Source organism: Streptomyces sp. NPDC088747, from assembly GCF_044751025.1.
GTDB lineage: Bacteria > Actinomycetota > Actinomycetes > Streptomycetales > Streptomycetaceae > Streptomyces.
In genome coordinates this window covers 221,730-247,563 of record NZ_JBIVKZ010000002.1, presented here as the reverse complement: position 1 = coordinate 247,563, position 25,834 = coordinate 221,730, and the positions used below count along the sequence as shown (strand labels likewise).

Below are 25,834 nucleotides of genomic sequence, written 5' to 3'. Positions count from 1 at the left end.
GGTCGGGATCCCGGGCCGGGGATCTCTCAGGCGCTCAGGTCCCGGCGTCGCAGTGCTCCCAGTCCAACCGCCACCAGCAGCGCCGTGATCGTCGTGAGGATCAGCAGCGGGGACCAGGTCATATCGCCGCCGGGGAGCTTGGGGAGGTGGCCGAAGGGGGAGAGGTTTTGGACGGATTGGGGGACGTTCAGGGCGGGGCCGATCCAGCCGAGGAGGAGGACTAGGCCGGCCGCGGCCCAGGCGCCGGGGGCCAGTCGGGGGGCGAGGCCGTAGAGGAGTACGGCGAGAGCGCCCAGGGTCCAGACCGCCGGTACCTGCACGAGGCACGCGCCCAGGATGGGCCCGAGGTCGGCGCCGTATCCCAGCCCCAGGCCGAGCCCGCCGAGCGCCATGATCAGCACCACGCCGCCGAAGGCGACGGCGAGGTGGCCGCCGGCCCAGCGCAGCCGGCCCACCGGTCCCGCGAGGAGGGGTTCGGCCCGCTGCGAGGTCTCCTCGCCGTGCAGCCGCAGCACCGAGGAGACGACGTACAGCGTGGCGACCATCCCGAGCATCCCCACCATCGCCGCCAGGAACGCGTCGGTGATCCCGCTCTGGCCGCCCATGCGCTCGATGATCTCGCGGGTCTTCTCGTTGTCCCCGACGAGATCCGCCGCACCCTTCGTCATCCCGCCGAAGGCGGCTCCGGCGGCGAGGAAGCCGAGGCTCCAGCCCAGTACGGCGCCCCGCTGGAGCCGCCAGGCCAGCGCCCCGGCGCTGCCGAGCCGTCCGGACGCGGGTCCCGGGCGGGTGGGCAGGAAGCTCATGCCGACGTCGCGCCGCCCGGCGAGTTCGTAGGCGACGGCGCCCTGTACGGCGACGGCGGCGGCGAACAGGAGCAGCACCCACCAGCGTTCGTCGGCGAAGGAGCGGAGGTTCTCCAGCCAGCCGACGGGGGAGATCCAGGTCAGGACGGAGGAGCCGTCGGTCGTCGCCGAGTCGCCCGCCGCCTTCAGGACGAAGGCCGCGCCGAGCAGCCCGCCCGTCAGCCCCTTCGCGAGCCGCGCGCTCTCGGTGAACTGCGCGACGATCGCCGCCATGGTCGCGAAGACCATGCCGACCCCCGCGACCGCGAGACCCAACGCCACTGCCCCGGCGCCGCCCTGGCCCGCCAGGCCGACCGCGATCAGCAGGGCGAGCGCGCCGTTGGCGACGAGCGCCGTCAGCAGCGCCGCGGTCAGCGGGGCGCGCCGCCCCACCATGCCGGCGGAGATCATCTCCTGCCGTCCGCTCTCCTCCTCGTCGCGGGTGTGCCGTACGACGATGAGCAGGCTCATGACCGCGGCGAGCACTCCGGTGTAGCCGCCGACGCGCCAGGCGGTGAGTCCGCCGAGCGAGTCGCTGAACACCGGTCCGTAGGTGGCGCGCAGGGAACTGCTGGTGACCATCTGCCGTACCAGGTCCGCGCGTTCGGCGGGGGTGCTGTAGACGCTCTCCAGCGAGCCGGGCATGGAGAGCACCAGCAGGGCGATCACACCGGCCCAGAGCGGGATCATCACCCGGTCGCGGCGCAACGCGAACCTCAACAGGGTTCCGGTGGCCGCGAGTTGGCGGGATCCTCCGGTCCGTACCGCGAAGGCCGTGGTGGTTTTGGTGGTCGTGGTGGCGGCGGTCATCGCGCCATCGCCCCCTCCGAGGCGCGTACGTCCTCCTGGTAGTGCCGCAGGAACAGCTCCTCCAGCGTCGGCGGGGTCGAGGAGAGGGACCGTACGCCCGAGTCGGTGAGGGCGCGCAGTACGGCGTCGAGCTTGTCGGTGTCGACCTGGAGCTTGACCCGCCTGCCGTTGACGTCGAGGGCGTGGACGCCGGGCAGCGCCGCCAACCCGCCCGGCGGGCCCGCGAGTTCGGCGGTGACGCTGGTACGGGTGAGATGGCGGAGGTCGGCGAGCGAGCCGGTCTCGACGGTCCGGCCCTTGCGGATGATGCTGACCCGGTCGCAGAGTTCCTCGACCTCGCTGAGGATGTGCGAGGAGAGAAGGACGGTGCGGCCCCGGTCGCGCTCCTCCTCCACGCAGCCCTGGAAGACCTCCTCCATCAGCGGGTCGAGGCCGGAGGTCGGCTCGTCCAGGATGAGCAGGTCGACGTCCGAGGCGAAGGCCGCGACGAGGGCGACCTTCTGCCGGTTGCCCTTGGAGTAGGTGCGGCCCTTCTTGGTGGGGTCGAGCTCGAACCGCTGGATCAGGTCGGCGCGCCGGGCCTTGTCCAGACCGCCGCGCAGCCGCCCGTACAGGTCGATCACCTCGCCGCCCGACAGGTTGCGCCACAGCGTCACGTCGCCGGGGACGTACGCGATCCGGCGGTGCAGGTCCACGGCGTCCGTCCACGGATCCCGGCCGAGCAGCTGCGCCGCGCCCGAGTCGGCGCGCAGCAGGCCCAGCAGGACGCGGATGGCGGTGGACTTCCCGGCGCCGTTCGGGCCGAGGAAGCCGTGCACCTCACCGGTCTCGACCTCCAGGTCGAGACCGTCCAGCGCGTGCGTCCTGCCGAACGACTTGTGGAGTCCGGAGACGGTGATTGCCTTCGTCATGGTTCAGAACGTACGCTTCTTTCAGAAATTTGTGAAGTTAAGGAAATGTATAAACGGTCGATAGACTAGATGGCGGTGCGGGAGTAGGGGAGATGATCCAGGGATGACCGAATCCAGCGGAGCCGGACGGGACCCGGAGGCGGTCTCGAAGTTCGTGGAGGGTTTCGCGGCGCAGCTCGTCGAGGCGGGGATGACGCGGATGCCGGCCCGGGTCTTCGCCGCGCTGCTCGCCTCGGACGCCGGCACCATGACCTCCGCCGAGCTCGGCGACCAGCTGCGGATCAGCCCGGCCGCGGTCTCCGGCGCCGTGCGCTATCTCGCGCAGGCGCACATGGTCTCGCGCGAGCGGGAACCCGGCTCACGGCGCGAGCGCTACCGCGTGCACAGTGACCAGTGGTACGAGGCGCTGACCAACCGGGAGGCGGTCCTCAAGCGCTGGGCGTACGCGCTGCGCGAGGGCGCCGACAGCCTCGGCGCCGGGACCCCCGCGGGGCGCCGGCTCGCCGAGACCCAGGCCTTCTTCGAGTTCATGGACGGCGAGATCACCCTGATGATGGACCGCTGGCGCGTCCACCGGGACCAGGTGTTCGGCGAGCGGTGACCCTCTCCGCGGGGGGCCGGAGGAGTGCCCCGCGCCTCCCGCGCCGCTCCCTGATCGGACCCGCCGACCTCGCCCGACGGCAGGGACCGGCACGCGTCAGGCCCGCCCGGCTGACCTGCCTGGCCGATCCGCCGAGCGCTCGACCTGCCCGGTAGGCCTGCCCGGCCGACTTGCCTGGTCAATTCGCCCGGCGGACCCGCGAGGCCGACTTTCCCGCGCCACCCGAGGCCCGCTCCCGTCCGCCCGAAGGGCGACCTGCCCGCACTGCCCGAGGCGCGCTCCCGGCCGCCCGGAGGCCAACCCGGCGCCGACCTGAGGTCCGCCCACGGCCGCCCGGAGGCCAACCCGGCGCCGACCTGAGGTCCGCCCACGGCCGCCCGGAGGCCAACCCGGCGCCGACCTGAGGTCCGCCCACGGCCGCCCGAGGGCCGACCCAGCGCCCACCTGAGGCGCGCTCCCGTCCGCCCGAGGGCTGACCCGGCGCCCACCCGAGGCCCGCCCCTCACCCCACCGGCAAAGTAAGCCCCCAAGCCCCCTCCCAGACCACCCACGTCCGGGTTCGTACGGGCCCCCCGACCAGGGCGTCGGCTCGGTAGCGGAAATCGGTTCCGGAGACTGTTACCCGGCGTCCTACGGCCCGTAGGGGGGCGGCTGCCGCTCCGACGGACACCGGCTGTACGACGACCTCGGCGCCTCCGGGAACGCCCGGGGTCACGGATACCGCCTCGATGGGCTGGTCGAGGTCGACGAGGAGCTCGCCGTCGACCTCGATCCGCAGCCGCGCGGGCCGTGACGGGCGTGCGGGTGCGGATCCGGGCGCCGCGACCAGGCGGCCGGGCCGGGAGGCCAGTGTGCGGACCAGTGACTGGCAGGTCCGCAGCCAGGGCGGCCGGGCGGCCGGGTCCCCGCCGAGCGGAACCGGCGCCGGGGAGGGCGAGGGCGCGGGCAGCGACGGGATCCGCAGGGCGCCCACCACCACCCCGTCGCTGTCGTCCACCAGAAGATCCATCCGCCGCTCCGCCCCGTCGAGCACCGCGCGGGCCGCCGCCACGGCCCCCATGGGGACCCCGAGCGACCGGGCGAGCGACAGCACCCCGCCCACCGGGACGAGGGACACGGCGCACGCCCCCAGCGCGCGCTGCCGGTGCAGCAGCGCGACGGCCCGCAGCAGAGCACGGTCGTCCCCTACGACGACGGGCCGCCGGGACCCCCGCCGGGCGAGCGCGCGAGCAAATTCCTCAGGCCCGTCCGGGAGGCACACTTTCGTGGCCGCACCGGCGCTGAGCACGTCTTTTGCGATCCGTACCGACTCACCGTCACTGCGACGGGCGACCGGGTCGATGACCACCAGGAGCTGGTCGGAAAGCGCCACCTCGGTCTTGCCTCGCTTCCTCGGGTAGCATCTTTGTGCAAGAGCCCCTTGCGCTATTGCGCCAGGGGCTTGGTCTATTCCGGGGCATCCGGTCCGAAGGTTCGCGGCCAGAGAAGGCCGTCGGCGTACGCAGCCGTGCACAACAGCCGCGTACGTCCCCGACCTTGGACATGCCCCGCCCGGAAGGGGTGTACGCGCGTGCCCGCACTTGTGCTGCTCGGTGCTCAGTGGGGTGACGAAGGCAAGGGAAAGGCCACGGACCTGCTCGGCGGTTCCGTGGATTATGTGGTGCGCTACCAGGGCGGCAACAACGCCGGCCACACGGTAGTCGTGGGCGATCAGAAGTACGCCCTCCACCTTCTCCCTTCCGGAATCCTCACACCGGAGTGCACTCCGGTCATCGGAAACGGAGTCGTCGTCGACCCGTCGGTCCTGTTCTCCGAGCTGAACGGACTGAACGAGCGAGGCGTCGACACGTCCAAGCTCCTGATCAGCGGAAACGCGCACATCATCACGCCTTACAACGTGACGGTGGACAAGGTGACGGAACGCTTCCTCGGAAAGCGGAAGATCGGCACCACCGGGCGCGGTATCGGCCCGACGTACGCGGACAAGATCAACCGCGTGGGCATCCGCGTCCAGGATCTCTACGACGAGTCGATCCTGACGCAGAAGGTCGAGGCGGCCCTCGACGGCAAGAACCAACTCCTCACCAAGGTCTTCAACCGCCGGGCGATCGAGGTCGAGCAGGTCGTCGAGGAACTGCTGACGTACGCGGACCGGCTCAAGCCGTACGTCGCGGACACCGTGCTGCTCCTGAACAAGGCGCTCGACGACAACAAGGTCGTGCTCTTCGAGGGCGGCCAGGGCACGCTGCTCGACATCGACCACGGCACGTATCCCTTCGTCACCTCCTCGAACCCCACCGCGGGCGGGGCGTGCACGGGCTCGGGCGTCGGCCCGACGAAGATCAGCCGTGTCATCGGCATCCTCAAGGCCTACACGACCCGGGTCGGCGCGGGCCCGTTCCCGACCGAGCTGTTCGACGCGGACGGCGACGCGCTGCGCCGTATCGGCGGCGAGCGGGGTGTCACGACGGGCCGCGACCGCCGCTGCGGCTGGTTCGACGCGGTCATCGCCCGCTACGCGACCCGCGTGAACGGTCTGACCGACTTCTTCCTCACCAAGCTGGACGTCCTGACCGGCTGGGAGGAGATCCCGGTCTGCGTGGCGTACGAGATCGACGGCAAGCGCGTCGAGGAACTCCCGTACTCCCAGAGCGACTTCCACCACGCCAAGCCCGTCTACGAGACCCTCCCCGGCTGGTCCGAGGACATCACCAAGGCGAAGTCGTTCGCCGATCTCCCGAAGAACGCCCAGGCCTACGTCAAGGCCCTTGAGGACATGTCCGGCGCCCCGATCTCCGCGATCGGCGTCGGTCCGGGCCGCGACGAGACGATCGAGATCAACTCGTTCATCTAGCGTCGTCCGGTACGGCGCTTCGGCGGCGTCCGTCGAGCATGTGCCCGTCGAGCGTGTGCCCGTCGAGCGTGTGCCCGTCGAGCGTGTGCCCCCCGTCCGACACCGGACGGGGGGCACACGTGTGAAGCGAGGCCGGTGGGCGGCTACGTCCGGGTGACCGGAGCCGTCTGTTCGGCGGCGCCCCGGGGGGACGGGAGTGTCGCCGTCAGTGCCGGTTCCGGCTCGGCCGGGGGCGTGGGCACGGGTGCGCCCGAGTACACCGGCTGCTGGCGTGGGGTGGTGACGGCGAACAGCCAGCCGATCGGGGGGCGGGTCAGGGGCTGGACCAGGCGGCGGACCGGGGCGGAGCCGAGGACCATCGCCAGGGCGACCGCGCACAGCACCAGGCCGACGATCTCGACGCGGGTGTTCGCCCGCGCGATCCAGTCCTGCTCCCGGAGCGGCAGGATGACCAGCGGATGCAGCAGGTAGATGGTGAAGCCGCCGGCGCCCATCGCGGAGATCAGCGGCAGCCGCCGCCGGGGAACCAGGCGCAGCATGCACAGCACGAGGGCCGCGGCCGTGGCCAGCACCGCCAGCCGGATGACCCAGGCGAACTCCAGGCTCATCGGGTCGGCGGCGGTGTAGTGGTGGCGCATCGACAGCCAGTTGCCCTTGACGTCCTTGTGCCAGAACCAGGCCGCGACGAAGGCGGCCAGCAGAGCGGAGACCGCCACGGGCAGGCTCCAGCGGCTGGTGAACCAGCTTTTCAGGTGCCCCTGGCCGATCCGCCAGCCGAGGTAGAACAGCGGCAGGTAGACGAGGGTCCGGCTCGCGGAGTACTGCATCCCGAACGCGTCGATGTACCCCACGGCCAGCGAGATGCCCGTGGTGATGATCAGCGGGTACCGCAGCTGCACCACCAGCGGCAGCAGCAGCCGCCAGAAGAAGAGGGACATCAGGAACCACAGGGTCCACGGCAGCTGGACGACGTGCAGGACGAACTTCGAGCCCAGCCAGTAGTTCTCCAGCGAGAAGAGAAGACTGAACAACAGGGCGGGCAGCGCGATGCTCTGCAACAGGGAGCGCAGGTTGCGGGAGGTCAGCGGGCCGGCGCTGCTGAACACCCCCGCGAGCATGACGAAGGCCGGCACCCGGAACGCCCAACTGGCGATGTTGAAGGCGTGCAGCACCTCCACGCGGCTCATGATGCTGCCCACGGTGTGCAGGATCACGATCAGAGTCGCGGACGTGAAGCGGGCGTTGTCCCACCACGGATCCCGGGAGCCGGTGGCTCGCTCGGCCGCGGCGGCGGGTCTCGGAAGTATCTTGTCCATCTGGCGTCATGCTCCTGACAGCGGGTGGGCCATGTCAGGCGCTCGCTCTCCTGACAGCGGGTAGGCCGGTCAGGGGCTCGTTGTGCAGATGATCGGACCGGGCAGCTGTGAGCATACTGTGAACCCCGTGGTGAATGACACCGTTTGTTGACGGTCGGGGAGCATGGGGCCCAGGTGTCCGCGGGCGTCCCGTCGGTCCGTTTGAGTCGCATGTGAGCGGCGTCTCACGAGCACGCACACCTCGCATAACGGGCATACGCTGGAAGGGCGAACGCACGCGCGCCGACAAGAAGAAGGTGAGTGCGATGCGCGTCCTGCTCAAGGCCACGATGGACACGGAGAAGTCGAACGAATCGCTCCGCAGCGGCAAGATGCCCGAGCTGCTGACCGAGATCCTGGACCACATCAAGCCCGAGGCGGCCTACTTCGGGCCCCTGGGCGGCCGTCGTACCGCACTCCTGGTCCTCGACATGAAGGACAGCTCCGAGATACCGGCTCTGGGTGAGCCGTTCCTCACCGAGTTCAACGCCGAGATCGAGATCACCCCGATCATGAACGGCGAGGACCTACAGAGGGGCCTGGGGCAACTGCGCTGACGGCACGCCGGGGTGTTGTCCGCGCGCGAGCCGGGCCGCTCACGACCGGGCCCGCGCGCGGACGCCACTGAGTTTCAACTTCCGTCTCAACTTCGGTCTCAGCTGAAGACGATCATTGACCCCTGCGCCAGACTGCGGGTGGCCGCCGCGTGCAGCCCCAGCCAGACATGGCGTTCGCGGGCGAAGGGGCTGGCGTCGTAGGGGGCCGGTGCGGCCGGTTCCTCCAGGTCCGTGGGGGCCCTGGGGGGTTGCGGCGTGGCCGGCGGGTTGGCCGGGTCGATGCCGATCGACGGGGCCACGAACTCGAGTTCGCGCAGGAGGGACTGGGAGGAGCCCAGCGGGCCGCCGCCCGCGAGGAGTTCGTCGTTGGCGAGTGGATGCGGGAAGTCGACGGGGACGTAGGCGCCCGCGTGGTCGTAGTGCCAGACGAGATGCGACTGCTGGGCGTTCGTCCCGAACATCTCCAGCAACTGCTCGTAGTCCCCGCCGAGTTCGTCCACCGGCGTCACCGCGAGCCCGCACATCTGGAGCAGGTACGCGCGGCGCAGGAAGTGCAGCGCGTCGTAGTCGAACCCCGCGACCGGGGCCACGTCGCCGGACAGGCCCGGCATGTACGCGTACACGGGGACCGGCGGGAGTCCTGCCTCGGCCAGTGCCTTGTCGTAGAGCGCGAGTTCTTCGGCGAAGGGATTGTCGGGGGTATGGCACAACACGTCGACGAGCGGGACCAGCCACAGGTCACAGGCCAACAGACGGCTCCTCTAGCTCCTTGGTGTGCACGGTGGTCAGGGAAGCGTAGTGCGCGCGGCTGTCTTGGTCAGGTACCGGTGCACAACTCCGGTTCTCCACCGATCGCCCGAAGTGCTCCCCCTCAAACGTGGGGACGCCCTCGATCGCCGGATCCGTCCGGACCCGAGGCCAGGCGCTCGATCAGTGCGAGCGAGTGGGCGTTGTACGCCGCCACGATCGCCTGCGCCTCCACCGCGTCGCGGCGCGCGAGGGCGTCGACCAGTTCCGTGTGGGCCGACCACAGCTGGCCCTTGAGGTCCACGACCTGGCGCAGGTGCTGGACCGCGCAGGCCCAGGACTGGATGCGCAGCCGGTGCAGGAAGTCGGCGAGGTAGGGGTTGCCGAAGAGGCCGCTCAGCTCGCGCCAGAAGCGGAGGTCGTAGCCGATGAGGATGTTCAGCTCGCCGGCCGCGGCGGCGCGCTGGGCCTCCTCGCCGCGGCGGCGGACGCCCGCGAGGGCGGCGGTGGCGCGGGGGTCCTGGGGGCGGGTCAGGGCGCCGGCGGTGATCGAGCGGAAGATGCCGTCGGCGACGAGGCTCCGGGCCTCGATCATGCCGCGGTAGTCGGCGGCGGTGTACTCGCGTACGCGGAAGCCGCGGTGCTGGTCGGCTTCCAGGAGGCCTTGGGCCGAGAGGTCGACCAGGGCCTCGCGGACCGGGGTCGCGGAGACGCCGTACTGTTCGGCGATCTCCTTCACCGTGAACGCCTGGCCCGGCTGGAGGCGGCCGGCCAGCACCTCGTCGCGGAGTGCGTCCGCGAGTTGTTGGCGCAGGGTGCTGCGGGTTACGGCGCCCTTGCCGCCGGTGCCGGGCATGCTTGTCGGGCTCCCTTGCCGCTGGTGTCCAGGAGCCAGTCACCTTACGCGGTGGGGCGTAAGGGGGTGGTTTTTTCGCCCCCGCCGCCCCTACCCGTCCCGTCCCTGGGGGCTGCCGCCCCCAGACCCCCGCTTCGCGCTGACGCGCTCGTCCTCAATCGCCGGACAGGCTAAGAAATAGCCCCTCCGGCGTTTGAGGAGCGGGGGTTCGGGGGCGGAGCCCCCGAGAGACGGGACGGGAAGGGGCGGAGGGGGCGAGAAACCCCCAAGCCTCACCCCACGTACTCGTCCGCCACCGTCAACGCCTCGTCCAGCACCGCGAGCCCCTCCTTGGCCTCGCTCTCGGTGATGTTGCAGGGGGGTACGACGTGGGTGCGGTTCATGTTGATGAAGGGCCAGAGGCCGCCGGCCTTGGCGGCGGCACCGAACGCGGCCATGGGCGCGTTGTCGGCCCCCGAGGCGTTGTAGGGGACCAGCGGCTCCCGCGTCTCCCGGTCCCGCACGAGTTCGAGGGCCCAGAACATCCCCGTACCCCGTACGTCGCCCACGCTCGGATGCCGCGAGGCGAGCTCGCGCAGCCCGGGGCCGATGACCGTCTCCCCGGTCCGCGCGGCCTGCTCGACGATCCCCTCCTCCTCCATCACGTTGATGGTGGCGACGGCGGCGGCGCAGGCGAGCGGGTGCCCGGAGTAGGTCAGACCACCGGGGTACGGCCGCCGCGCGAAGGTCTCCGCGATGGCGCCGGAGATGGCGACACCGCCGAGCGGCACGTACCCGGAGTTCACCCCCTTCGCGAAGGTCAGCAGGTCGGGCGTGACGTCGTAGTGATCGGCGGCGAACCACCGGCCCGTGCGGCCGAACCCGGCCATGACCTCGTCCAGGACGAAGACGATTCCGTACCGGTCGCAGAGCGCGCGCACCCCGGCGAGATAGCCCGGCGGCGGCGTCATGATGCCCGCCGTTCCCGGAATCGTCTCCAGGATCACGGCCGCGATCGTGCCGGGACCCTCGAAGACGATGGTGTCCTCCAGGTGCTGGAGCGCCCGCTCCGACTCCTGCGGCTCGGTCTCCGAGTGGAAGGGGGAGCGGTAGAGGAACGGCGCCCAGAAGTGCACGACACCCGCCGAGCCGCTGTCGCTCGGCCAGCGCCGCGGGTCACCCGTGAGGTTGATCGCGGCGGAGGTGGCGCCGTGGTACGAGCGGTAGGCGGAGAGGACCTTCGGCCGCCCGGTGTGCAGGCGGGCCATCCGCGTCGCGTTCTCGACGGCCTCCGCGCCGCCGTTGGTGAAGAAGATCTTGTCCAGGTCGCCCGGGGTCCGCTCGGCGATCAGCCGGGCCGCCTCCGAGCGCGCCTCGACGGCGAAGGCGGGCGCGAACGTCGTCAGGGTCGCGGCCTGCTCCTGGATCGCGGCGACGACCTTGGGGTGCTGGTAGCCGATGTTGGTGAAGACGAGCCCGCTGGTGAAGTCCAGGTACCGCTTGCCGTCGTAGTCCCAGAAGTAGGACCCCTCCGCGCCGGCGACGGCGAGCGGGTCGATGAGCTCCTGCGCTGACCAGGAGTGGAACACGTGCGCACGGTCCGCGGCCTTCACGGCGGCGCCGGTCTGGGGGTTGGGCTGAGGGGTCATGCGCCGAAGCGTAAATGTCCACGACAGGGGTGCGATATCGGCGTCCTGTCTGCGGTCGGGGGCTTTCCGCGACAGTCTGTCGGGCTTCGCAGGGGGCTCGGCCCCGCCCCGGTTCCGTCACCAACAAGTCGCTGACAGCATTGACAGCATGTTGTCGAAATGACAGCATGCTCACATAGTCACTAAAGACCACATAGTCACTAAAGACACATCACTCAAGGAGGAGCGATGAACCGCGAGTCCGAGTCCACTCCCACCCGTATCCCCGCGCCCGCCCCCAGGCCCGTGCACCTCGCCGTCTACGACACGTTCGCCGACTGGGAGACTGGCCACACCACCGCCTATCTCGCCCGCGCCGGCCAGGAGGTCCGTACCGTCGGCCCCACCCGGGAACCGGTGACGACCATCGGCGGCCTCCGGATCCAGCCCGACATCGCACTCGACGAGCTGCGCCCCGAGGACAGTTCGCTGCTGATCCTCACCGGCGCGGACCTCTGGGACACCGGCGACGACCTGGCGCCCTTCGCCCGGGAGGCCCGCGCGTTCCTCGACGCGGGTGTCCCCGTCGCCGCCATCTGCGGCGCCACCGCCGGTCTGGCCCGCGAGGGCCTGCTCGACGACCGCGCACACACCAGCGCCGTGTCCTTCTACCTCGCCACGACCGGCTACCAGGGCGGCGAGCGGTATGTCGACGCCGACGCCGTCACCGACGGCGGCCTCGTCACCGCGGGCCCCACCGAACCCGTCGCGTTCGCCCGCGAGGTCCTCGGACTCCTCGGGGTGTACGAGGGTGAGGTGCTGGACGCCTGGTACCGGCTGTTCCACGACTCCGACCCCGAGGCCTACGCCGTACTGGAACAGGCCGGACGGTGAGCCGGGCGCGCCAGGACCTGTTGAGCCGCAGCGCACTCGGCGTCTTCCGGCTGAACGGCCAGTTCCTGTCCGTGGCCGAGGAGTTGGCGCGGCCCGCCGGACTCACCGCGGCCTGGTGGCAGGTGCTCGGCGCGGTGCTCCGCGAGCCGCTGCCCGTCTCCGGGATCGCCCGCGCGATGGGCATCACCCGCCAGAGCGTGCAGCGCGTCGCCGACCTGCTGGTGGACAAGGGGCTGGCCGAGTACCTCCCCAACCCCGCCCACCGCAGGGCCAAGCTCCTGGCCCCGACCGAGGACGGCCGCGCCGCGGTCACCGCGATCGACCCCGGTCACGCGGAGCTGGCCGACCGGCTGGCCGAGACGCTGGGCGAGGATCAACTCGCGGAGGCCGTAAGGGTGTTGGAGCTGTTGTCGGCCGCGCTCGACGCCATGGCGACGGAGAGTGCCCGTGATGTCACGGAACCGGAACGCTCTGTTACGGAACCGTAGAGGCCGCCCCACACGACACCCGTACAGCCGCACTATCCTCGGGCTGTCGCACAGGCACGGGGGAGGGTGGGCGCAGCCATGGAGAAGCTTGGACCGGGGGATCCGCAGCAGGTCGGGGCGTACCGGCTGCTGGCGCGGCTCGGCGCGGGCGGGATGGGCAACGTCTATCTCGCGCGTTCCGACCGGGGACGCACCGTCGCGGTCAAGCTGGTGCGCCGGGAGCTCGCCGAACAGGAGGAGTTCCGGGCGCGGTTCCGGCAGGAGGTGCTGGCGGCGCGGCAGGTCGGCGGGTACTGGACGGCACCCGTCCTCGACGCGGACACCGAGGCCGAGACCCCCTGGCTGGCCACGGGTTACGTCGCCGGTCCCAGCCTGCACACCGTCGTGGGCCGTGACCACGGGGCACTGCCCGAGCGGTCGGTGCGCATCCTCGCGGCGGGGCTCGCGCACGCGCTCCGGGACATCCACGCCGCGGGGCTGATCCACCGGGACCTCAAGCCCTCGAACATCCTCGTCACCATCGACGGCCCCCGCGTCATCGACTTCGGGATCGCGCGCGCCCTGGAGACCGTGACCGAGAACGGCCTCACCCGGGCCGGCGCGCTCGTCGGCTCGCCCGGGTTCATGGCCCCCGAGCAGGTCCGCGGTGACCGCATCACGCCCGCGTGCGACGTGTTCTGCCTGGGTTCGGTCCTCGTGTACGCCGCCACGGGCGCCCTGCCGTTCGGCACGGCCGACTCCGGTGTGCACGCGACGATGTTCCGCATCGCGCAGGAGGAACCCGACCTCGAAGGAGTGCCGGAGGGCCTCGCCGACCTCGTACGGGCCTGCCTGCGCAAGGATCCCGCCGCCCGGCCCTCCCTCGGCCGGATCCTGGAGCTGACCGGCGCGGAGGACACCGTCCTCGACGGGCGGTCGCGCGATCCCTGGCTGCCGAGCGCGCTGGTGGCCCAACTCGGGCGGCACGCCGTGCGGTTGCTCGACACGGAGAACCCGGACGAGGGGCCGGGGCCGGGCGAACCGACGGCCCGGCTGACTCCGGTACCGGCCGCTCCGCCGCCCGACCCGTCCAAGGCGCCGTCCGCGCCCGCGCCGGGCCCCGCCGTGCCTCCCCGGGTTTCCCCCGAGCACGCCGTCGCACCCTCCGAGGAGATCCCGAACCAGCCCGCGCCGGGCGGGCCCGCTCCCGTTGGCCCGATGCCCACGATCGTCGCGGGCACGGACACCGCCATGGATCCGGGGCACGCGTCGCCCTCGTCCGCCGCGCCGCCCGCCCCGCATCCCGCGTACGGCCATCCCCAGCAGCATCCGCAGCCGTCGGCGTATCCCGCGCAGGCCCCGCATCCCGCGTACGGCTATCCGCAGCAGGGCGGCTGGAGCGGGCAGCCCGGTCCGTACGGCCCGACACCCCCCTACGGCCCGACTCCTCCCCACGGCCCGACGCCCCCCTACGGCGCCGGAGCCGCGCCCTACGTCCCCGAGCCCGAGGCCCCGCGCAGGAGCGGCCGTTCCACCGCGGCCCTGGTCGTCGTGGCGCTGGTCGTCGCGCTCGGCGCGGGCGGCTCCGTGTACGCGCTGATGAGCGCGGACGGGGACGGGGACGGCCGGAAGAACGACTCCAAGGTGTCGCCCACCACCGGCGCCCCCACGACACCGGGGCCGACCTCTCCCGAGCCGTCCGACACGAGCCCGAGCGCGTCGCCCAGCACGGAGGCGCCCGAGGACGGTGTGGTCCCCGCGGGATATCTCGGCACCTGGAGCGCCGGAATCGACAACGACAGCGGTCACAACACCCGTCAACTGGTCATCCAGCAGGGCGAGGTGGGGGACACGGTCCTCTCGCTCACCGCGGACGGCAGCACGTACCACTGTGTCTTCCAGGCAGCCCTGACCGCGGACCCGGCCGCCGGGGGACCGCTGGTGATCGGCGCCTCCGAGGTCGTCGTCGGCGAACCGGCCTCCTCCTGCTCCCCGGGCGCCGCCTCCGAGATCACGCTCCTCCCGGACGGCAGCCTCCGCCGGGTGAACACGGGCTCGGGCGAAACGCTGACCTACACGAAGAGCGGCTGACGGCGTCTCAGAAGTTCACCTGAGGTCTCCCGGAGGTTCCCGCTCCGCGCCGTACCGTGTCCGCACCAGCGGGCTCGGGGGAGTGGCGCAAGTGGAGTGGCTGAGCGCAGAGAACGTGGTGGCTGTCGGGACCGCCGTGATCGGTGTCGTCGCCTCCGCCGTGATGGTCTGGTACGAGCGCCGGGTGCCGCGCCGCAAGCAGATCGGCTACCGCGTACAGATGGACAACCCGATCGGTGACGACGTGCGTTCGGGGCGGGCGAACGTCCGGCAGGGGCTGTTCGACGAGGCGCCCGGCATGTCCGACGCCACGCTGGTGCTGCTGCGGATAGAGAACGACGGTTCGCAGAGCATCGCCGGTGACGACTACACGAGCCGTGAACGGCACGGTCTGACCGCGGTGTTCACCGACCGCACCATTCGCGGCGTCTCCGTCACCCAACCGCCCGGCACCGACCATCTGATGGACCACTTCACGCGCGCGGCGGGCCTCTCCTACGAGGGCAACACCCTGCACATCCCGCGCGTCCCGCTCAACCGGGGCGAGCACTTCAAGCTGCTCGTGCTGCTGTCCGGCGGTGACGTGGGCGACCCGATAAGGATCATCGGCGGGATCCGGGACGGCGAGGTCCGGCCCAACCGCAGTACGACACCGGACGATCAGCCGCCGCTGTTCAGCCGCGCGGCCCGGCTGATCACCGTGCTGCTGACCGTGTGCGTGGTGACGCTCGCGCTGATCGTCGTGCTGCGGGACGGCACCCGGCCCCCGATCGGCTGCGAGACGGGCAGCCTGACGGTCACCGGCTCGACCGCCTTCGCGCCCGTGATGCGCGAGCTGGCCGAGAAGTACGAGGCCGACTGCGAGGGTTCCGTCATCACCGTCGACGCGCACGGCAGCCAGACAGGGCTGCGCGACCTCGACACCGCGGGACTCCAGACCAAGAAGGGTTCGCCGCCCCTCATCGCGCTCTCCGACGGGCCCAAGCCGAACGGACTCGACAAGCTCCGCGAGAACCGCGTCGCCGTCTCGGTCTTCGCACTGGTCGTCAACAACAGGGTCCCGCTCGTGAACATCTCGATCGAGGACGCCCGCCGCCTCTACCGCGGCGAGATCAAGAACTGGCGGGAGCTCGACGGGCCGAACCTGCCCGTCCTCCTCGTCAGCCGGGACGCCAACTCCGGTACCCGGCAGGTCTTCCAGCGGCGCGTGCTGGAGCGCGGCGAGATCGCCAACTCCTCGCTCGACTGCGTCCACAAGGACGACCCGACCGCGCCCGTCGTGCGCTGCGAGCTGGACTCCACCGACCAGGTGCTGAGCACGGTGGCCAGGCTTCCCGGCGCGATCGGCTACAGCGAGCTCAACAGCGCCGACAACGTCGACGGCCTGCACCGGATCGGCCTCGACAGTCACGACGCCTCCGTCGAGGATCTCGAACACGGCACCAGCGACTACCCGTACCGCGAGATCGAGTACGCCTACACCTACGGCGCGCCGCCCGCCGACTCCCTCGCCTCCAGCTTCCTCACCTACATGAGGGGCACCGGCCAGGACGTGATCCGCACCCACGGGCACCTGCCGTGCGGGACACCGGTGGGGCTGAGGATCTGCGGCGAGGGCTGATCCCGGACTCCCCCTCGGGCCGTCTCGATACCCCCTTGTCCACAGCTTGTCGCGTACACAACCATTGCGGTGGCAGTCCGGTGGCAGTCCGGTGGCAGTCCGGTGGCAGCCCACTGATCGACCTCAGGCCCAGGAGGACGCATGCGTCACAGCAGGAGATCGGTCCTGACCGCGACGGCGATGGGCGCGGTGACGCTGGGGGCGACGGCCACCCCGGCGCGGGCGGCCTCGGCCGGTCCGGGCGCCCTTCCGCCCGCGACCGCGCAGCCTCCCGGCCGTGAACTCCGCGCCCTCCTGCGGGAGATCGACCGCGACCGCATCGAGGCGATCGTCCGCAGACTGGTCTCCTTCGGCACCCGCCACACCCTCTCGGCGCAGGACGACCCGCCCCCGGCCGCGTCCGGGCGCGCGAGTGCCGTCCGGGGCATCGGCGCGGCGCGGGACTGGATAGCGGCGGAGCTGCGCGGGTACGCGGCGCTCTCGGAGGGCCGGATGACGGTCGAACTCCAGTCGTACGTCCAGGAACCGGCGTCCGGTATCCCCACGCCCACCCGCATCACGAACATCGTCGCGACCCTGCGCGGCTCGGTCACACCGGAGCGGGTCTACGTCGTCTCCGGTCACTACGACTCCCGGGTCACCGACCTCATGGACGCCACCTCGGACGCGCCGGGCGCGGACGACGACGCGTCCGGGGTCGCGGTGGCGATGGAACTCGCCCGGGTGCTGGCCCGCCGGCGTCCCGTCTCGACGCTCGTCTTCGCGGCGGTGGCGGGGGAGGAACAAGGACTGTACGGAGCGGCCCACATGGCGCAGCTGTACCGGGCGGCCGGTGTGGACGTCCAGGGCATGTTCACCAACGACATCGTCGGCAGCTCCACCGCGGACGACGGCACGCGGGACCCGTACACGATCCGCCTCTTCGCGGAGGGCGTGCCCACCTCGGAGACCCCGGCGCAGGCGGCGACGCGCCGTTCGGTGGGCGGTGAGAACGACTCGCCGTCCCGCCAGCTGGCCAGGTTCGTCAGGGATGTGGGCGACAACGACGCGACCGGCATGCGGGTGCGGGTCGTCTACCGCCGCGACCGCTATCGCAGGGGCGGCGACCACATCCCGTTCCTCGAACGCGCCTATCCCGCGGCCCGGTTCACCGAACCCGCCGAGGACTTCGCCCACCAGCACCAGGACGTGCGGGTGGACGAGAACGGCCGGCAGTTCGGCGACCTGCCGGAGTTCTGCGACTTCCCGTTCGTCGCGCGGGTGGCGAAGGTCAACGCGGCGGCCCTGTGGACCCTGTCCCAGGCCCCCGGCACCCCGCGCGACGCGCGGATCATCACGACCGTCCTGACCAACTCCACCAGGCTGGTCTGGACCCGGGGCACCGAGCCGGACCTCGCCGGCTACGAGGTGGTCTGGCGGGAGACGACCGCCCCCGAGTGGACCCACGTGATCCCGGCGGGCGACGTGACGGCCTACGAGGTCGACCTCTCCAAGGACAACGTCTTCTTCGGCGTACGAGCGGTGAGCCGGACGGGGGCGAGGAGCCCCGTGGCGTTCCCGTCACCCCAGGCGTGAGGTGGGGTGAGGCGGGGTGGGGCGGGGTCCGGGGCGGAGTCCTGCCGTCCTGCCCCGTCCGACCCTGGCCCGGCCTCGCGCTACCGAGGTTCCGGTGGCCGCTGTCTCGGCATGTTCGGCCGGGTCCCGGGAGGCAGCGGGAGCCGTCCCGACGGGGGGCCCTCGGAACGCGGCGAACCGGAGACCGACGACTGGATGCCCATCGGCGCGGAACCCGTGCGGAACTCCACCATCCAGTCCGTCGTCTCGGCCCGCACCAGCTCCGTCACGTCCTCCGAGAACCGGCGCAGTACGCCGAGGCACCGGTCGGCGGCCTCGCTCGCCGTCCCCTCCGCGGGCCCCAGGACCTCCCGCACGCTCTCGGAGGCCCAGTCGAACTGGAGGACCTGGAGCCGCCGCTGCACCGCCTGAGCCGTGGCCACGTCCCTTATCCAGCCGGACGTCACCCCGAAGAACCGGTCCCCGGCGACGCACGCGCCCCCGAGCAGCAGCGCCAGATAGCCCCAGGGGGCCACTCCGCCGACCACGCCCGTCAGGTCGAGCAGTGGCAGCGCGCCCCCGGCGACGGCCCCGAGCGCGGCCCCGCCCCGCAGCACCCGGGCGCCCCGCCGCTTGCGTACCCGGTCCGCGAGATACCAGGAAGCCGTGTCGAGCGCCCCGCGCTCCACCCAGCGGTACAGCTCGTCGAGCCGCTCCGCGGGCTCGCCCCAGTCGCCGAGCGGGAAGGGCCGCCCGGTCAGGTCGCCCGCCCGGGGCCGCGCGGAGCCGTCGTCGCGCCCGCCCGGCCCGCCCCGCCCGTCCTGGGGCGGCCCCTCGGGCTGCATCTCCGGCTGGCTCACCCGGCACTCCCTACTGACGACGGTGATGACGTTGCGTGACGTCACGTGACGCATGATGCAGGAGCGTCGATCTCTTCTTACCGCCCAATGGGTGGCGATGGCCCGGGTTTCACCGCTTTTCCGCCCGGAAGTGGGGCTTGATCAGGTATAGGATTCCGGACCGGCTCACTCGAAAGAGTGCTTGGGCGACGGGCGCGCGGACCACGTAGGCTCGTGCCGAGCGGGAAAACCCGCTCTCGAAGCCGTACTCGCAGCGGTCCTCACAACCGTTTCCGAGGCGGTCCTGACAGCCGTACGAAACCAGGAGCTGATCGTGATTCCCGGTGGTGGCCAGCCCAACATGCAGCAGCTGCTCCAGCAGGCCCAGAAGATGCAGCAGGACCTCGCGAACGCGCAGGAGGAACTCGCGCGCACCGAGGTCGAAGGCCAGGCGGGCGGCGGCCTGGTCAAGGCGACGGTGACCGGTTCCGGCGAGCTGCGGGCCCTGGTCATCGACCCGAAGGCCGTCGACCCGGAGGACACCGAGACCCTCGCGGATCTGGTGGTCGCGGCGGTCCAGGCGGCCAACGAGAACGCACAGGCCCTCCAGCAGCACAAGCTCGGCCCGCTGACCGAGGGCCTCGGCGGCGGCAGCGGTATTCCCGGCCTGCCGTTCTGAGGCCGGGGCCCGCCTATCTAAGAGGGGCGAGGGCCAACTACGGTACGTACGTACCGTCGAAGCACGTGAGACATGAGGACCCAGGAAAGGCAGTCCTTTGTACGAAGGCGTGGTCCAGGACCTCATCGACGAGTTGGGGCGACTCCCCGGCGTCGGTCCCAAGAGCGCGCAGCGGATCGCCTTCCACATCCTCCAGGCCGAGCCGACGGACGTCCGCCGGCTCGCGCAGTGCCTTATGGAGGTCAAGGCGAAGGTCCGCTTCTGCGCCACCTGCGGGAACGTCGCGCAGGAGGAGCTGTGCAACATCTGCCGCGATCCGCGCCGCGACCTGTCGGTCATCTGCGTGGTCGAGGAGCCCAAGGACGTCGTCGCGGTCGAGCGGACGCGTGAGTTCCGGGGCAAGTACCACGTGCTGGGCGGAGCGATCAGCCCGATCGAGGGCGTGGGCCCCGACGACCTGCGGATAAGGGAACTCCTGGCCAGGCTGGCCGACGGAGTGGTCACCGAGCTGATCCTCGCCACGGACCCGAACCTGGAGGGCGAGGCGACGGCCACGTACCTCGCCCGCATGATCAAGCCCATGGGCCTCAAGGTCACCCGCCTGGCCAGCGGCCTCCCTGTGGGCGGCGACCTGGAATACGCGGACGAGGTCACGCTCGGCCGCGCCTTCGAGGGGAGACGACTCCTAGATGTCTGACGCCACGCTGCACGACACCACCCAGGACCCGGACGACTTCGTGGTCCAGATCGCGGACCAGGTGGAGAGCTTCCTGGTCGCCGTCGCGGAGGTGGCGAAGGGCGACGAGCCGGACTCGGCCGTCCCCTTCCTCCTCCTGGAGGTCTCCCAGCTCCTGCTGGCGGGCGGCCGCCTCGGCGCGCACGAGGACATCCTTCCCGACGAGCGCTACGAGCCCGACCTGGGCCCGGAGCCCGACGTGGACGACCTGCGCGAGCGCCTCGCCGTGATGCTGGAGCCGATCGACGTGTACTCGGAGGTCTTCGACCCCTACGAGCCGCGCAAGGCCCCGGTCCCCGCGCGGATCTCCGACGACCTCGCCGACGTCATCGCCGACCTGCGCCACGGCATGGCCCACTACCGCGCGGGCCGCACCACCGAAGCCCTCTGGTGGTGGCAGTTCTCCTACTTCTCCAACTGGGGCTCCACCGCCTCCGCGACCCTGCGCGCCCTCCAGTCCGTGGTCGCCCACGTCCGCCTCAACCAGCCCCTCGAAGAGCTGGACGGCCTCGACACCGACCAGGACCTCGGCGAGGACGCCCTCGCGGAGGAGGCCGGCAAGGTCATGGCGGAGGAGATCGCGGGGCCGTTGGGGCTGCGGACGGTCAAGTAGGCGGCGGCGGTTGAACCGCCCCGCCGCGCTTCCCGTTGTGGTGCACCGTAGTCCGCTCGTGCCTCGGGCGGACAGTCGGCACATGAGGGGGAGGGTCCGCGATGGCTGTTGACCTGGAAGCGCTCGAGCGTGGTATCGCGAAGACGAATGAACGCCTGGACGGTTACAGGGGATTCCGGCGAGAGGACAACCCCGGTCTCCGTGATTCCGTGGACGCCGTCTTCGAAAGAATGCGGGTGGAAGGCCGGGAGATAAACGCCGGCGTAACGCCTGCAGAGGACCAAGCGGTCGTCGACCGCATGATGGAACGGTTCAATGAGCAGCGGGCCTTCGAGGTACGCGGCAAGTGGCGCATAGACAATCAGAACAAGCCCGAGTACGCCAGTGAGGACGCGTGGCAGAAAGCTCTCGGGGAAGCGGCCGCAACGCATGTCGAGCACACCGGAGCGTGGTCGAAGACGACCGGAATGCCGGCCGAGGTGTGGGCGGAGGCGAACGACGGCAGGACCCTGGAGATCACGACACCCGGTTCGGCCTTCGACGGCATTCACTACGGCAACGACCGAAGCACCCCCTTCCCCACCCTGAACTACGCTTGGGGCGGGCAGTCGAAGACCTTCATGGGCGAAAGCCGTGGAATGGTCCACGCGCAAGTGCTGCGGGGCATCGACGAAAGCAGCGTGCTGAACAAGATCGAGATGCCCGAGCTGCTGAAGAAGATGGAGGCCCACGAGGTCGACGGCGTCACGTTCCACGTGCGCCGGAGGAATCAGCAGACAGGCGTGTTGGATGAGACCGACACATTCACCGTCGCCTCCAGGGCGTCCTGGGCCCGGGTTCAGATGCTCCAGCGGACTGATTCCTACGCCCAGGAGCAGGGTCGGGAATACCAGACCCAGCAGATCGGGCGCGCGATCTACCGGAACCGCGACGGGATGCAGCATTCGCTCGACAACTTCAAGGCAATCCTTGATGCCGCGCATGCGGACCCGCACTCGGCCGTCATCATGACCAGCGCGGACACGCGGTTCCCTGACGGGATGCAGGTGAGCCCCGAGCAGATGCAGGGCTGGGAACGCCGTTCCTCGCAGAGCTCGGACGCGGGAGCGAACTGGCCCGCCAAGGAAACGGCCGAGGAAGCGCTGATCCGGAAGCTCAACTTCGTCGAGTCGAGGTCGGGAACGCAGTCGCCCGCGTCCTCGGTGACGGGTCAGCAGGAGCGACCGGATCTCTCAAGGATGGATACCCTCGCGACGGTGCGGTCCACGGGTGCCGACTCCGAGAGGAACCTCGCTCCGGTGAACACCGTCGCCAGCGGCGGGCCGCTCGTGGAGCGTTCCGAATCCCAGTACCTTCCGAGCGAGCCGCACAACCAGCCCGCCGTTCCTCAGTTCAACCGTCCGCAGTACGACGCGGAACCACTCACGCGCATCACGTCCGGTCTGAACCTGGAGTCGCCGGGAGACATGCGATCCACGCCCTCCTACTTCGACCCGCAGGCTCCCTCGTCCAGCACCGCCGCGAACGTCCCCAGCAGTTCGACGGGCGCGTTCCTTCGGGAGAACCCGTCCGCGCCCCGCTCCGATGGCAGCACCTCGTCGAGTGACGGGTTCGGCGAGACGCTGACCCGGGTCAATGCCAATCTCCCCCAGTCCCAGCCCCAGAACCAGGCGGCTCCTGTCAAGAAGGGGCGCAGGTAGTTCGAACGCACTCTTTCCGAGTGCGGAGGAGGCACCGGGTGAGGAGTTCGACGTCACCCGGTGTCCACCGCCGCCAACAGTGACCCCGCGTCGACATAGGGAGCGTCGGCCGTCGGCTCGCTGTACCAGCGCAGTGGCCAGGTGTTTCCGTCCAGGGCCGGGATGCCGATGTAGGTGAGACTGAGGGTGCTGCGGCCGCCGAACTGCTGTACGCCGAGGGGCCAGTCGTGCCGGCGTACCTCGCCGGGGGCGAGCAGGAAGTACATCCACCGGTAGCCGGTCGCCTCGCAGACGATCGGGCCGGCGTCCCCGCCGTCCGCCGCCTCGATGAGCCGCCCCGCGACGCGTTCGCCCCGGGCGCCCTCGATCCGTACGGCGTCGAAGTGGATGCCCGTCACGCGGAGTTGGTGCCCTGACGCGGGGATCCAGTCGGGGCGGTGAATTGCGTTGGTCATGGTCACACCGTGGTGGAGGGAGGGCTACGCTCGGTAGTGACTTGGGTGATACCCGCCGGGGTGTAGCAGTCGGAGGTGGCCGCCGTGTCAGTCCAGTACAACTCCAACTCCCAGGTCCCCGTGGCCTGGCGTTACAGCGGCAACCAGATGAAACGCTGGCGCACGAAGGCGAACGTCAGCCGCGAGGAGCTGGGCGCCGCGTCCAACTACTCTCCGGACACCATCAAGTCCATGGAACAGGGCGTACGCATGCCGACGCCGCGCGTCCTGGACGTGGCCGACGAGCTGTGCCATGCGGAGGGGCTCCTCAGCGCGGCCAAGGAGTACCTCCAGCGGGAGAAGTTCCCCGCGCGGGCCCAGGACTTCATGGAGCGGGAGAGGGAGGCGATCAGTTTCTGGTCGTACGAAGTCACGCTGATCCCGGGGTTGTTGCAGACAAAGGGGTATGCCCGCACGCTGATCGAGAACCGAATCCCCGCCCTGGACGACGAGACGGTGGAGGAACGGATTGTGGCCAGGGTGGAGCGACAGGCCATCCTCACCGAGCGCAAACCGCCGGTGTCTCTCAGCTTCGTCCTCTACGAGGCGGTGCTGCGCGGTCCGCAGACGGACGTCGAGCAACTGCGCCGCCTGCTGGAGGCGTCACTGTTGCGGAACGTCGCGTTGCAGGTTCTTCCCTTCGAGCAGGCAGTCCCGGCCGCGCTTATGGGGCCCATGGTGCTGTTGGAGACAGGCGACCACGAGCGCTTCGCCTTCACGGAAGGCCCGTTCGCCAGTGAACTTTCGGCCGAACCAGAGGTTGTCAGCCGTGTGAGCGAACGGCTTAGCATGATCCGCGCGCAGGCCCTCAGTCCGGCTGAGTCAGCCCGATTCATCGAGCGGATAGTGGAGCAGTCATGAGCGACCGGTTGAAGTGGTTCAAGTCCAGCCGTAGCGATGACGAAGGCGGCAACTGTGTGGAGGTCGCCCTCACCCCTCTCACCACCTACATACGCGACACCAAACTCCCCACGAGCCCCGAACTGCACATCGCTTCCCCCGCCTGGACCGCCTTCATCGCCACAGTTCAGCCCGGAGCTTGAGCCTCGGGACCCGAGCTCTTCCCATGGGTTCTGGGTCTGGTTTTGCTGGCGGGAATTCATCCAACCAACCAAGTCTGTACGTGAGTTGAGCGCGCGTAACTCGTAAGGGTGACGTTCCGTGATCGGCTTGCGCCGGAAAGTAAAAGCGCTCTAGGTTCGCGGCAAACCTGCAAATAGTTCGGCCCCGGTCGGTGCTACCAACACCGGCTCCGGGGCCTGACCTACGGATCGAAAGAGACTCGATCGTGGCTTACGCCCAGCCTAGCCCCGCCCTGCCGCGTCCGACCCACCCCATGGCCAATACGGGGTACGGAAAGCGCGCTGTGGGTGACGAAACCCCGCACACGGACGCGGACTTCGCGCATCTGTGCCCCCGGGACGGCGAGATCGCCGTCTTCATCGACCATCTCGACGACGGCCACGCCATGGGCCACAAGGTCATCGCGGCCGAGCACCCCCACTACGGCCAGCAGGCGTGCCGTACGTCTCTCAAGAGCCTCACCGGGGCCGGTCACCTCCGCTGGATCAAGGAGCACATCACCGTCGAGGACAACTCGATGCGGTGGGTGACGCGGACGTACTGGTCACGTACGCCCAGGTCGGAGCAGTGGTGGGCGGAGTTCGCGCGCGAGCGCCACGGCAGGGACGTGACGCACGACCACCAGCCGGGCCTGGCCCGCGCGGAGGCCCCACGGTCGGCCGGGAACCCTGAGCCGGGCCCGGCCCCGACTCAGACCGCGGCCCAGGAACCGGCTCCGGAGGACGACGCGACCCCGGCGCCCACCGCCGCGTACCGCGCCCTCGCCGGAATCCGTTCCGCGGACCCGCGTATGAGCCTGTCGGAAGGCGAGTGCCGGGCCCTCGAACCCCTCGCCGCCGAGTGGCTGACGCGCGGTGCCACCCCGGCGGACATGGTCCGCGCGCTGACGGCAGGGCTGCCGCCCGCCGTCACCAACCCGGGCGGACTCGCCCGCACCCGACTGGAGAACAAGATGCCCCCGAAGAAGACCGGCACGGCCGAGAACGGTCCACTGCGCGCCCGCGTCACCCGCGTGCTCATGGCGTGCGCCACCTGCGACGCCGACGAACGGACCTCGAAGATCATCAAGGGGGTGTGCGAGGAGTGCAGGGCGGAGCCGGACATGACCGAGGAGGAGATCAAGAAGGGGTTCGAGGAGATCGCCTACCTGGGGACCACGACGGCCCGTTTCCTCAAGCAGAAACTGGAGCGCCGCACCGGCGGCCCCGTGCCGGACACGTTCCGCCCCGTACCCATCGAGGACCGCGTCCACTACCACTACCGCGACAACCGAGACCGCATCGCGAACGGCCTCCCACCGAGGCGCTGGAAGCCGTGACCCCCACGACGGCAGACCAGCCCCAGATGTCCGTCGAGGAGTTCGAAGAGCTGGAACGCCGTGCACCGGAGACCGTGCGGTTGGAGTTCATCAACGGGAAGGTCACGGTCAAGCCGATGGCGGACGGCGACCATCGCGAGATCATCGCCTGGCTGCAACGAGTGTGCGTGCGGCATCGCCCTGACTTGTGGCTGCATGCGAAGAGCGGCCTGAAGACGGAGCGGTACCGCAAAGGGCGCGCCCGTGCTGACGGAGTGCTCGTCCCGGTGGGCGGCCTCAAGGGGCAGGGCGAGTGGTCCGAAGCCGATGCTGCCCTGATGGCGGTAGAGGTCACGTCGTACGACGTCGACACCCACCAGCGTGACCGGATCGAGAAGCCCGACGGATACGCGGCGGCGGGCATCCCCGTCCACCTCCTCATCGACCGTGACGACTGTTCGGTCGTCGTCTTCAACCAGCCCGAGGACGGCCGCTATCGACACGCCGAGAAGGTGCCGTTCGGCGCCACCGTCGAGATCCCGGGCCCCGTGCACATCACGCTGGACACCGAGCCCCTCAAGGAGTTCGTGGACTGAGGAGCTGTTCGCGAGCCCCTGACGATC

The 25,834-nt window shown here is 70.5% G+C and carries 25 protein-coding genes; 16 read left to right on the top strand and 9 right to left on the bottom strand.

Annotation, left to right across the window (positions count from 1 at the left end):
* Positions 1–26: 26 nt before the first annotated feature.
* Positions 27–1,655, bottom strand: coding sequence for an ABC transporter permease (locus ACIP79_RS05535; RefSeq protein ID WP_401219712.1), 1,629 nt, complete (start codon positions 1,653–1,655; stop codon positions 27–29).
* A complete protein-coding gene (locus ACIP79_RS05530; protein WP_401219709.1) occupies positions 1,652–2,566 on the bottom strand; it encodes an ATP-binding cassette domain-containing protein in 915 nt (304 codons plus the stop codon). The genes ACIP79_RS05535 and ACIP79_RS05530 overlap by 4 nt, the downstream gene beginning before the upstream one ends.
* A 103-nt stretch (positions 2,567–2,669) precedes the next feature.
* Between ACIP79_RS05530 and ACIP79_RS05525 the strand changes: the two genes are divergently transcribed.
* Entirely contained in the window at positions 2,670–3,167 is a 498-nt protein-coding gene (locus tag ACIP79_RS05525; protein ID WP_401219706.1) for a GbsR/MarR family transcriptional regulator, read from the top strand.
* A 502-nt stretch (positions 3,168–3,669) separates the two neighbouring features.
* Here the strand turns inward: ACIP79_RS05525 and ACIP79_RS05520 are convergent.
* Entirely contained in the window at positions 3,670–4,539 is an 870-nt protein-coding gene (locus ACIP79_RS05520) for a diacylglycerol kinase (protein ID WP_401219703.1), read from the bottom strand.
* A gap of 198 nt (positions 4,540–4,737) precedes the next feature.
* On the opposite strand from ACIP79_RS05520, the gene ACIP79_RS05515 reads away from it, so the two are divergent.
* On the top strand, positions 4,738–6,021 hold the full coding sequence (locus tag ACIP79_RS05515) for an adenylosuccinate synthase (protein ID WP_401219700.1): 1,284 nt from the start codon (positions 4,738–4,740) through the stop codon (positions 6,019–6,021).
* 143 nt (positions 6,022–6,164) lie between these two features.
* On the opposite strand, the gene ACIP79_RS05510 is transcribed toward ACIP79_RS05515, so the two are convergent.
* Positions 6,165–7,337: an acyltransferase family protein gene (locus tag ACIP79_RS05510; protein WP_401219697.1), complete on the bottom strand. Its 1,173-nt coding sequence runs from the start codon at positions 7,335–7,337 to the stop codon at positions 6,165–6,167.
* A 305-nt stretch (positions 7,338–7,642) separates the two neighbouring features.
* Here ACIP79_RS05510 and ACIP79_RS05505 point away from each other — a divergent pair, with 305 nt between their 5' ends.
* Complete coding sequence (locus ACIP79_RS05505; protein WP_401219694.1) at positions 7,643–7,933, top strand: hypothetical protein; 291 nt, start codon at positions 7,643–7,645, stop codon at positions 7,931–7,933.
* A 98-nt stretch (positions 7,934–8,031) separates the two neighbouring features.
* Here ACIP79_RS05505 and ACIP79_RS05500 read toward each other — a convergent pair whose 3' ends face one another.
* The 3 genes from ACIP79_RS05500 to ACIP79_RS05490 all read right to left on the bottom strand — a co-directional run bounded on the left by ACIP79_RS05500 (position 8,032) and on the right by ACIP79_RS05490 (position 11,164).
* Positions 8,032–8,682 carry a hypothetical protein gene (locus ACIP79_RS05500; RefSeq protein WP_401219691.1) on the bottom strand — a complete coding sequence of 217 codons (651 nt, stop codon included), beginning with the start codon at positions 8,680–8,682 and terminating at the stop codon, positions 8,032–8,034.
* A gap of 122 nt (positions 8,683–8,804) precedes the next feature.
* Complete coding sequence (locus ACIP79_RS05495; protein WP_401219688.1) at positions 8,805–9,536, bottom strand: GntR family transcriptional regulator; 732 nt, start codon at positions 9,534–9,536, stop codon at positions 8,805–8,807.
* 272 nt (positions 9,537–9,808) lie between these two features.
* A complete protein-coding gene (locus ACIP79_RS05490; protein ID WP_401219685.1) occupies positions 9,809–11,164 on the bottom strand; it encodes an aspartate aminotransferase family protein in 1,356 nt (451 codons plus the stop codon).
* Between the two features lie 228 nt (positions 11,165–11,392).
* Here ACIP79_RS05490 and ACIP79_RS05485 point away from each other — a divergent pair, with 228 nt between their 5' ends.
* From ACIP79_RS05485 to ACIP79_RS05465, 5 genes are all read left to right on the top strand, one after another.
* A complete protein-coding gene (locus ACIP79_RS05485; protein WP_401219682.1) occupies positions 11,393–12,037 on the top strand; it encodes a type 1 glutamine amidotransferase family protein in 645 nt (214 codons plus the stop codon).
* Positions 12,034–12,525 (top strand): MarR family winged helix-turn-helix transcriptional regulator, encoded by a 492-nt coding sequence (locus ACIP79_RS05480; RefSeq protein ID WP_401219678.1) that lies wholly within the window; start codon positions 12,034–12,036, stop codon positions 12,523–12,525. The genes ACIP79_RS05485 and ACIP79_RS05480 overlap by 4 nt, the downstream gene beginning before the upstream one ends.
* 78 nt (positions 12,526–12,603) lie before the next feature.
* Entirely contained in the window at positions 12,604–14,595 is a 1,992-nt protein-coding gene (locus ACIP79_RS05475) for a serine/threonine-protein kinase (RefSeq protein ID WP_401219675.1), read from the top strand.
* Between the two features lie 91 nt (positions 14,596–14,686).
* Positions 14,687–16,216: a substrate-binding domain-containing protein gene (locus ACIP79_RS05470; RefSeq protein WP_401219672.1), complete on the top strand. Its 1,530-nt coding sequence runs from the start codon at positions 14,687–14,689 to the stop codon at positions 16,214–16,216.
* Between the two features lie 141 nt (positions 16,217–16,357).
* On the top strand, positions 16,358–17,791 hold the full coding sequence (locus tag ACIP79_RS05465) for a M20/M25/M40 family metallo-hydrolase (RefSeq protein WP_401219669.1): 1,434 nt from the start codon (positions 16,358–16,360) through the stop codon (positions 17,789–17,791).
* 80 nt (positions 17,792–17,871) lie between these two features.
* On the opposite strand, the gene ACIP79_RS05460 is transcribed toward ACIP79_RS05465, so the two are convergent.
* The gene (locus tag ACIP79_RS05460; RefSeq protein WP_401220884.1) at positions 17,872–18,630 is read right to left on the bottom strand and encodes an SLATT domain-containing protein; all 759 of its coding nucleotides are present in this window, start codon (positions 18,628–18,630) and stop codon (positions 17,872–17,874) included.
* Positions 18,631–18,943: 313 nt separating this feature from the next.
* On the opposite strand from ACIP79_RS05460, the gene ACIP79_RS05455 reads away from it, so the two are divergent.
* The 4 genes from ACIP79_RS05455 (at position 18,944) to ACIP79_RS05440 (ending at position 22,337) form a co-directional block, all read left to right on the top strand.
* Positions 18,944–19,288: a YbaB/EbfC family nucleoid-associated protein gene (locus ACIP79_RS05455; RefSeq protein ID WP_383677895.1), complete on the top strand. Its 345-nt coding sequence runs from the start codon at positions 18,944–18,946 to the stop codon at positions 19,286–19,288.
* A 97-nt stretch (positions 19,289–19,385) separates the two neighbouring features.
* Positions 19,386–19,985: a recombination mediator RecR gene (gene recR / locus ACIP79_RS05450; protein ID WP_086772885.1), complete on the top strand. Its 600-nt coding sequence runs from the start codon at positions 19,386–19,388 to the stop codon at positions 19,983–19,985.
* Positions 19,978–20,637 carry a DUF5063 domain-containing protein gene (locus tag ACIP79_RS05445; protein WP_401219664.1) on the top strand — a complete coding sequence of 220 codons (660 nt, stop codon included), beginning with the start codon at positions 19,978–19,980 and terminating at the stop codon, positions 20,635–20,637. Before recR ends, ACIP79_RS05445 begins: the two co-directional genes overlap by 8 nt.
* Before the next feature lie 101 nt (positions 20,638–20,738).
* Entirely contained in the window at positions 20,739–22,337 is a 1,599-nt protein-coding gene (locus ACIP79_RS05440; RefSeq protein ID WP_401219662.1) for a hypothetical protein, read from the top strand.
* Positions 22,338–22,390: 53 nt separating this feature from the next.
* Here the strand turns inward: ACIP79_RS05440 and ACIP79_RS05435 are convergent, their stop codons facing one another.
* Complete coding sequence (locus ACIP79_RS05435) at positions 22,391–22,798, bottom strand: hypothetical protein (RefSeq protein ID WP_401219659.1); 408 nt, start codon at positions 22,796–22,798, stop codon at positions 22,391–22,393.
* 78 nt (positions 22,799–22,876) lie between these two features.
* Here ACIP79_RS05435 and ACIP79_RS05430 point away from each other — a divergent pair, with 78 nt between their 5' ends.
* The 4 genes from ACIP79_RS05430 (at position 22,877) to ACIP79_RS05415 (ending at position 25,807) form a co-directional block, all read left to right on the top strand.
* Positions 22,877–23,692: a helix-turn-helix domain-containing protein gene (locus ACIP79_RS05430; RefSeq protein ID WP_401219656.1), complete on the top strand. Its 816-nt coding sequence runs from the start codon at positions 22,877–22,879 to the stop codon at positions 23,690–23,692.
* Positions 23,689–23,874 carry a DUF397 domain-containing protein gene (locus ACIP79_RS05425; protein WP_401219653.1) on the top strand — a complete coding sequence of 62 codons (186 nt, stop codon included), beginning with the start codon at positions 23,689–23,691 and terminating at the stop codon, positions 23,872–23,874. Before ACIP79_RS05430 ends, ACIP79_RS05425 begins: the two co-directional genes overlap by 4 nt.
* A gap of 293 nt (positions 23,875–24,167) precedes the next feature.
* Entirely contained in the window at positions 24,168–25,232 is a 1,065-nt protein-coding gene (locus ACIP79_RS05420; protein WP_401219651.1) for a hypothetical protein, read from the top strand.
* Positions 25,229–25,807: a Uma2 family endonuclease gene (locus tag ACIP79_RS05415; RefSeq protein ID WP_401219648.1), complete on the top strand. Its 579-nt coding sequence runs from the start codon at positions 25,229–25,231 to the stop codon at positions 25,805–25,807. The genes ACIP79_RS05420 and ACIP79_RS05415 overlap by 4 nt, the downstream gene beginning before the upstream one ends.
* Positions 25,808–25,834: the final 27 nt, after the last annotated feature.

Bases quoted from the DNA above. Each gene is read 5' to 3' on its own strand.
- ACIP79_RS05475 (WP_401219675.1), top strand. From the start codon at position 12,604: ATGGAGAAGCTTGGACCGGGGGATCCGCAGCAGGTCGGGGCGTACCGG.
- ACIP79_RS05445 (WP_401219664.1), top strand. From the start codon at position 19,978: ATGTCTGACGCCACGCTGCACGACACCACCCAGGACCCGGACGACTTC.
- ACIP79_RS05530 (WP_401219709.1), bottom strand. From the start codon at position 2,566: ATGACGAAGGCAATCACCGTCTCCGGACTCCACAAGTCGTTCGGCAGG.
- ACIP79_RS05440 (WP_401219662.1), top strand. From the start codon at position 20,739: ATGGCTGTTGACCTGGAAGCGCTCGAGCGTGGTATCGCGAAGACGAAT.
- ACIP79_RS05495 (WP_401219688.1), bottom strand. From the start codon at position 9,536: ATGCCCGGCACCGGCGGCAAGGGCGCCGTAACCCGCAGCACCCTGCGC.
- ACIP79_RS05490 (WP_401219685.1), bottom strand. From the start codon at position 11,164: ATGACCCCTCAGCCCAACCCCCAGACCGGCGCCGCCGTGAAGGCCGCG.
- ACIP79_RS05510 (WP_401219697.1), bottom strand. From the start codon at position 7,337: ATGGACAAGATACTTCCGAGACCCGCCGCCGCGGCCGAGCGAGCCACC.
- ACIP79_RS05485 (WP_401219682.1), top strand. From the start codon at position 11,393: ATGAACCGCGAGTCCGAGTCCACTCCCACCCGTATCCCCGCGCCCGCC.
- ACIP79_RS05425 (WP_401219653.1), top strand. From the start codon at position 23,689: ATGAGCGACCGGTTGAAGTGGTTCAAGTCCAGCCGTAGCGATGACGAA.
- ACIP79_RS05465 (WP_401219669.1), top strand. From the start codon at position 16,358: ATGCGTCACAGCAGGAGATCGGTCCTGACCGCGACGGCGATGGGCGCG.
- ACIP79_RS05420 (WP_401219651.1), top strand. From the start codon at position 24,168: ATGGCCAATACGGGGTACGGAAAGCGCGCTGTGGGTGACGAAACCCCG.
- ACIP79_RS05535 (WP_401219712.1), bottom strand. From the start codon at position 1,655: ATGACCGCCGCCACCACGACCACCAAAACCACCACGGCCTTCGCGGTA.
- ACIP79_RS05525 (WP_401219706.1), top strand. From the start codon at position 2,670: ATGACCGAATCCAGCGGAGCCGGACGGGACCCGGAGGCGGTCTCGAAG.
- ACIP79_RS05505 (WP_401219694.1), top strand. From the start codon at position 7,643: ATGCGCGTCCTGCTCAAGGCCACGATGGACACGGAGAAGTCGAACGAA.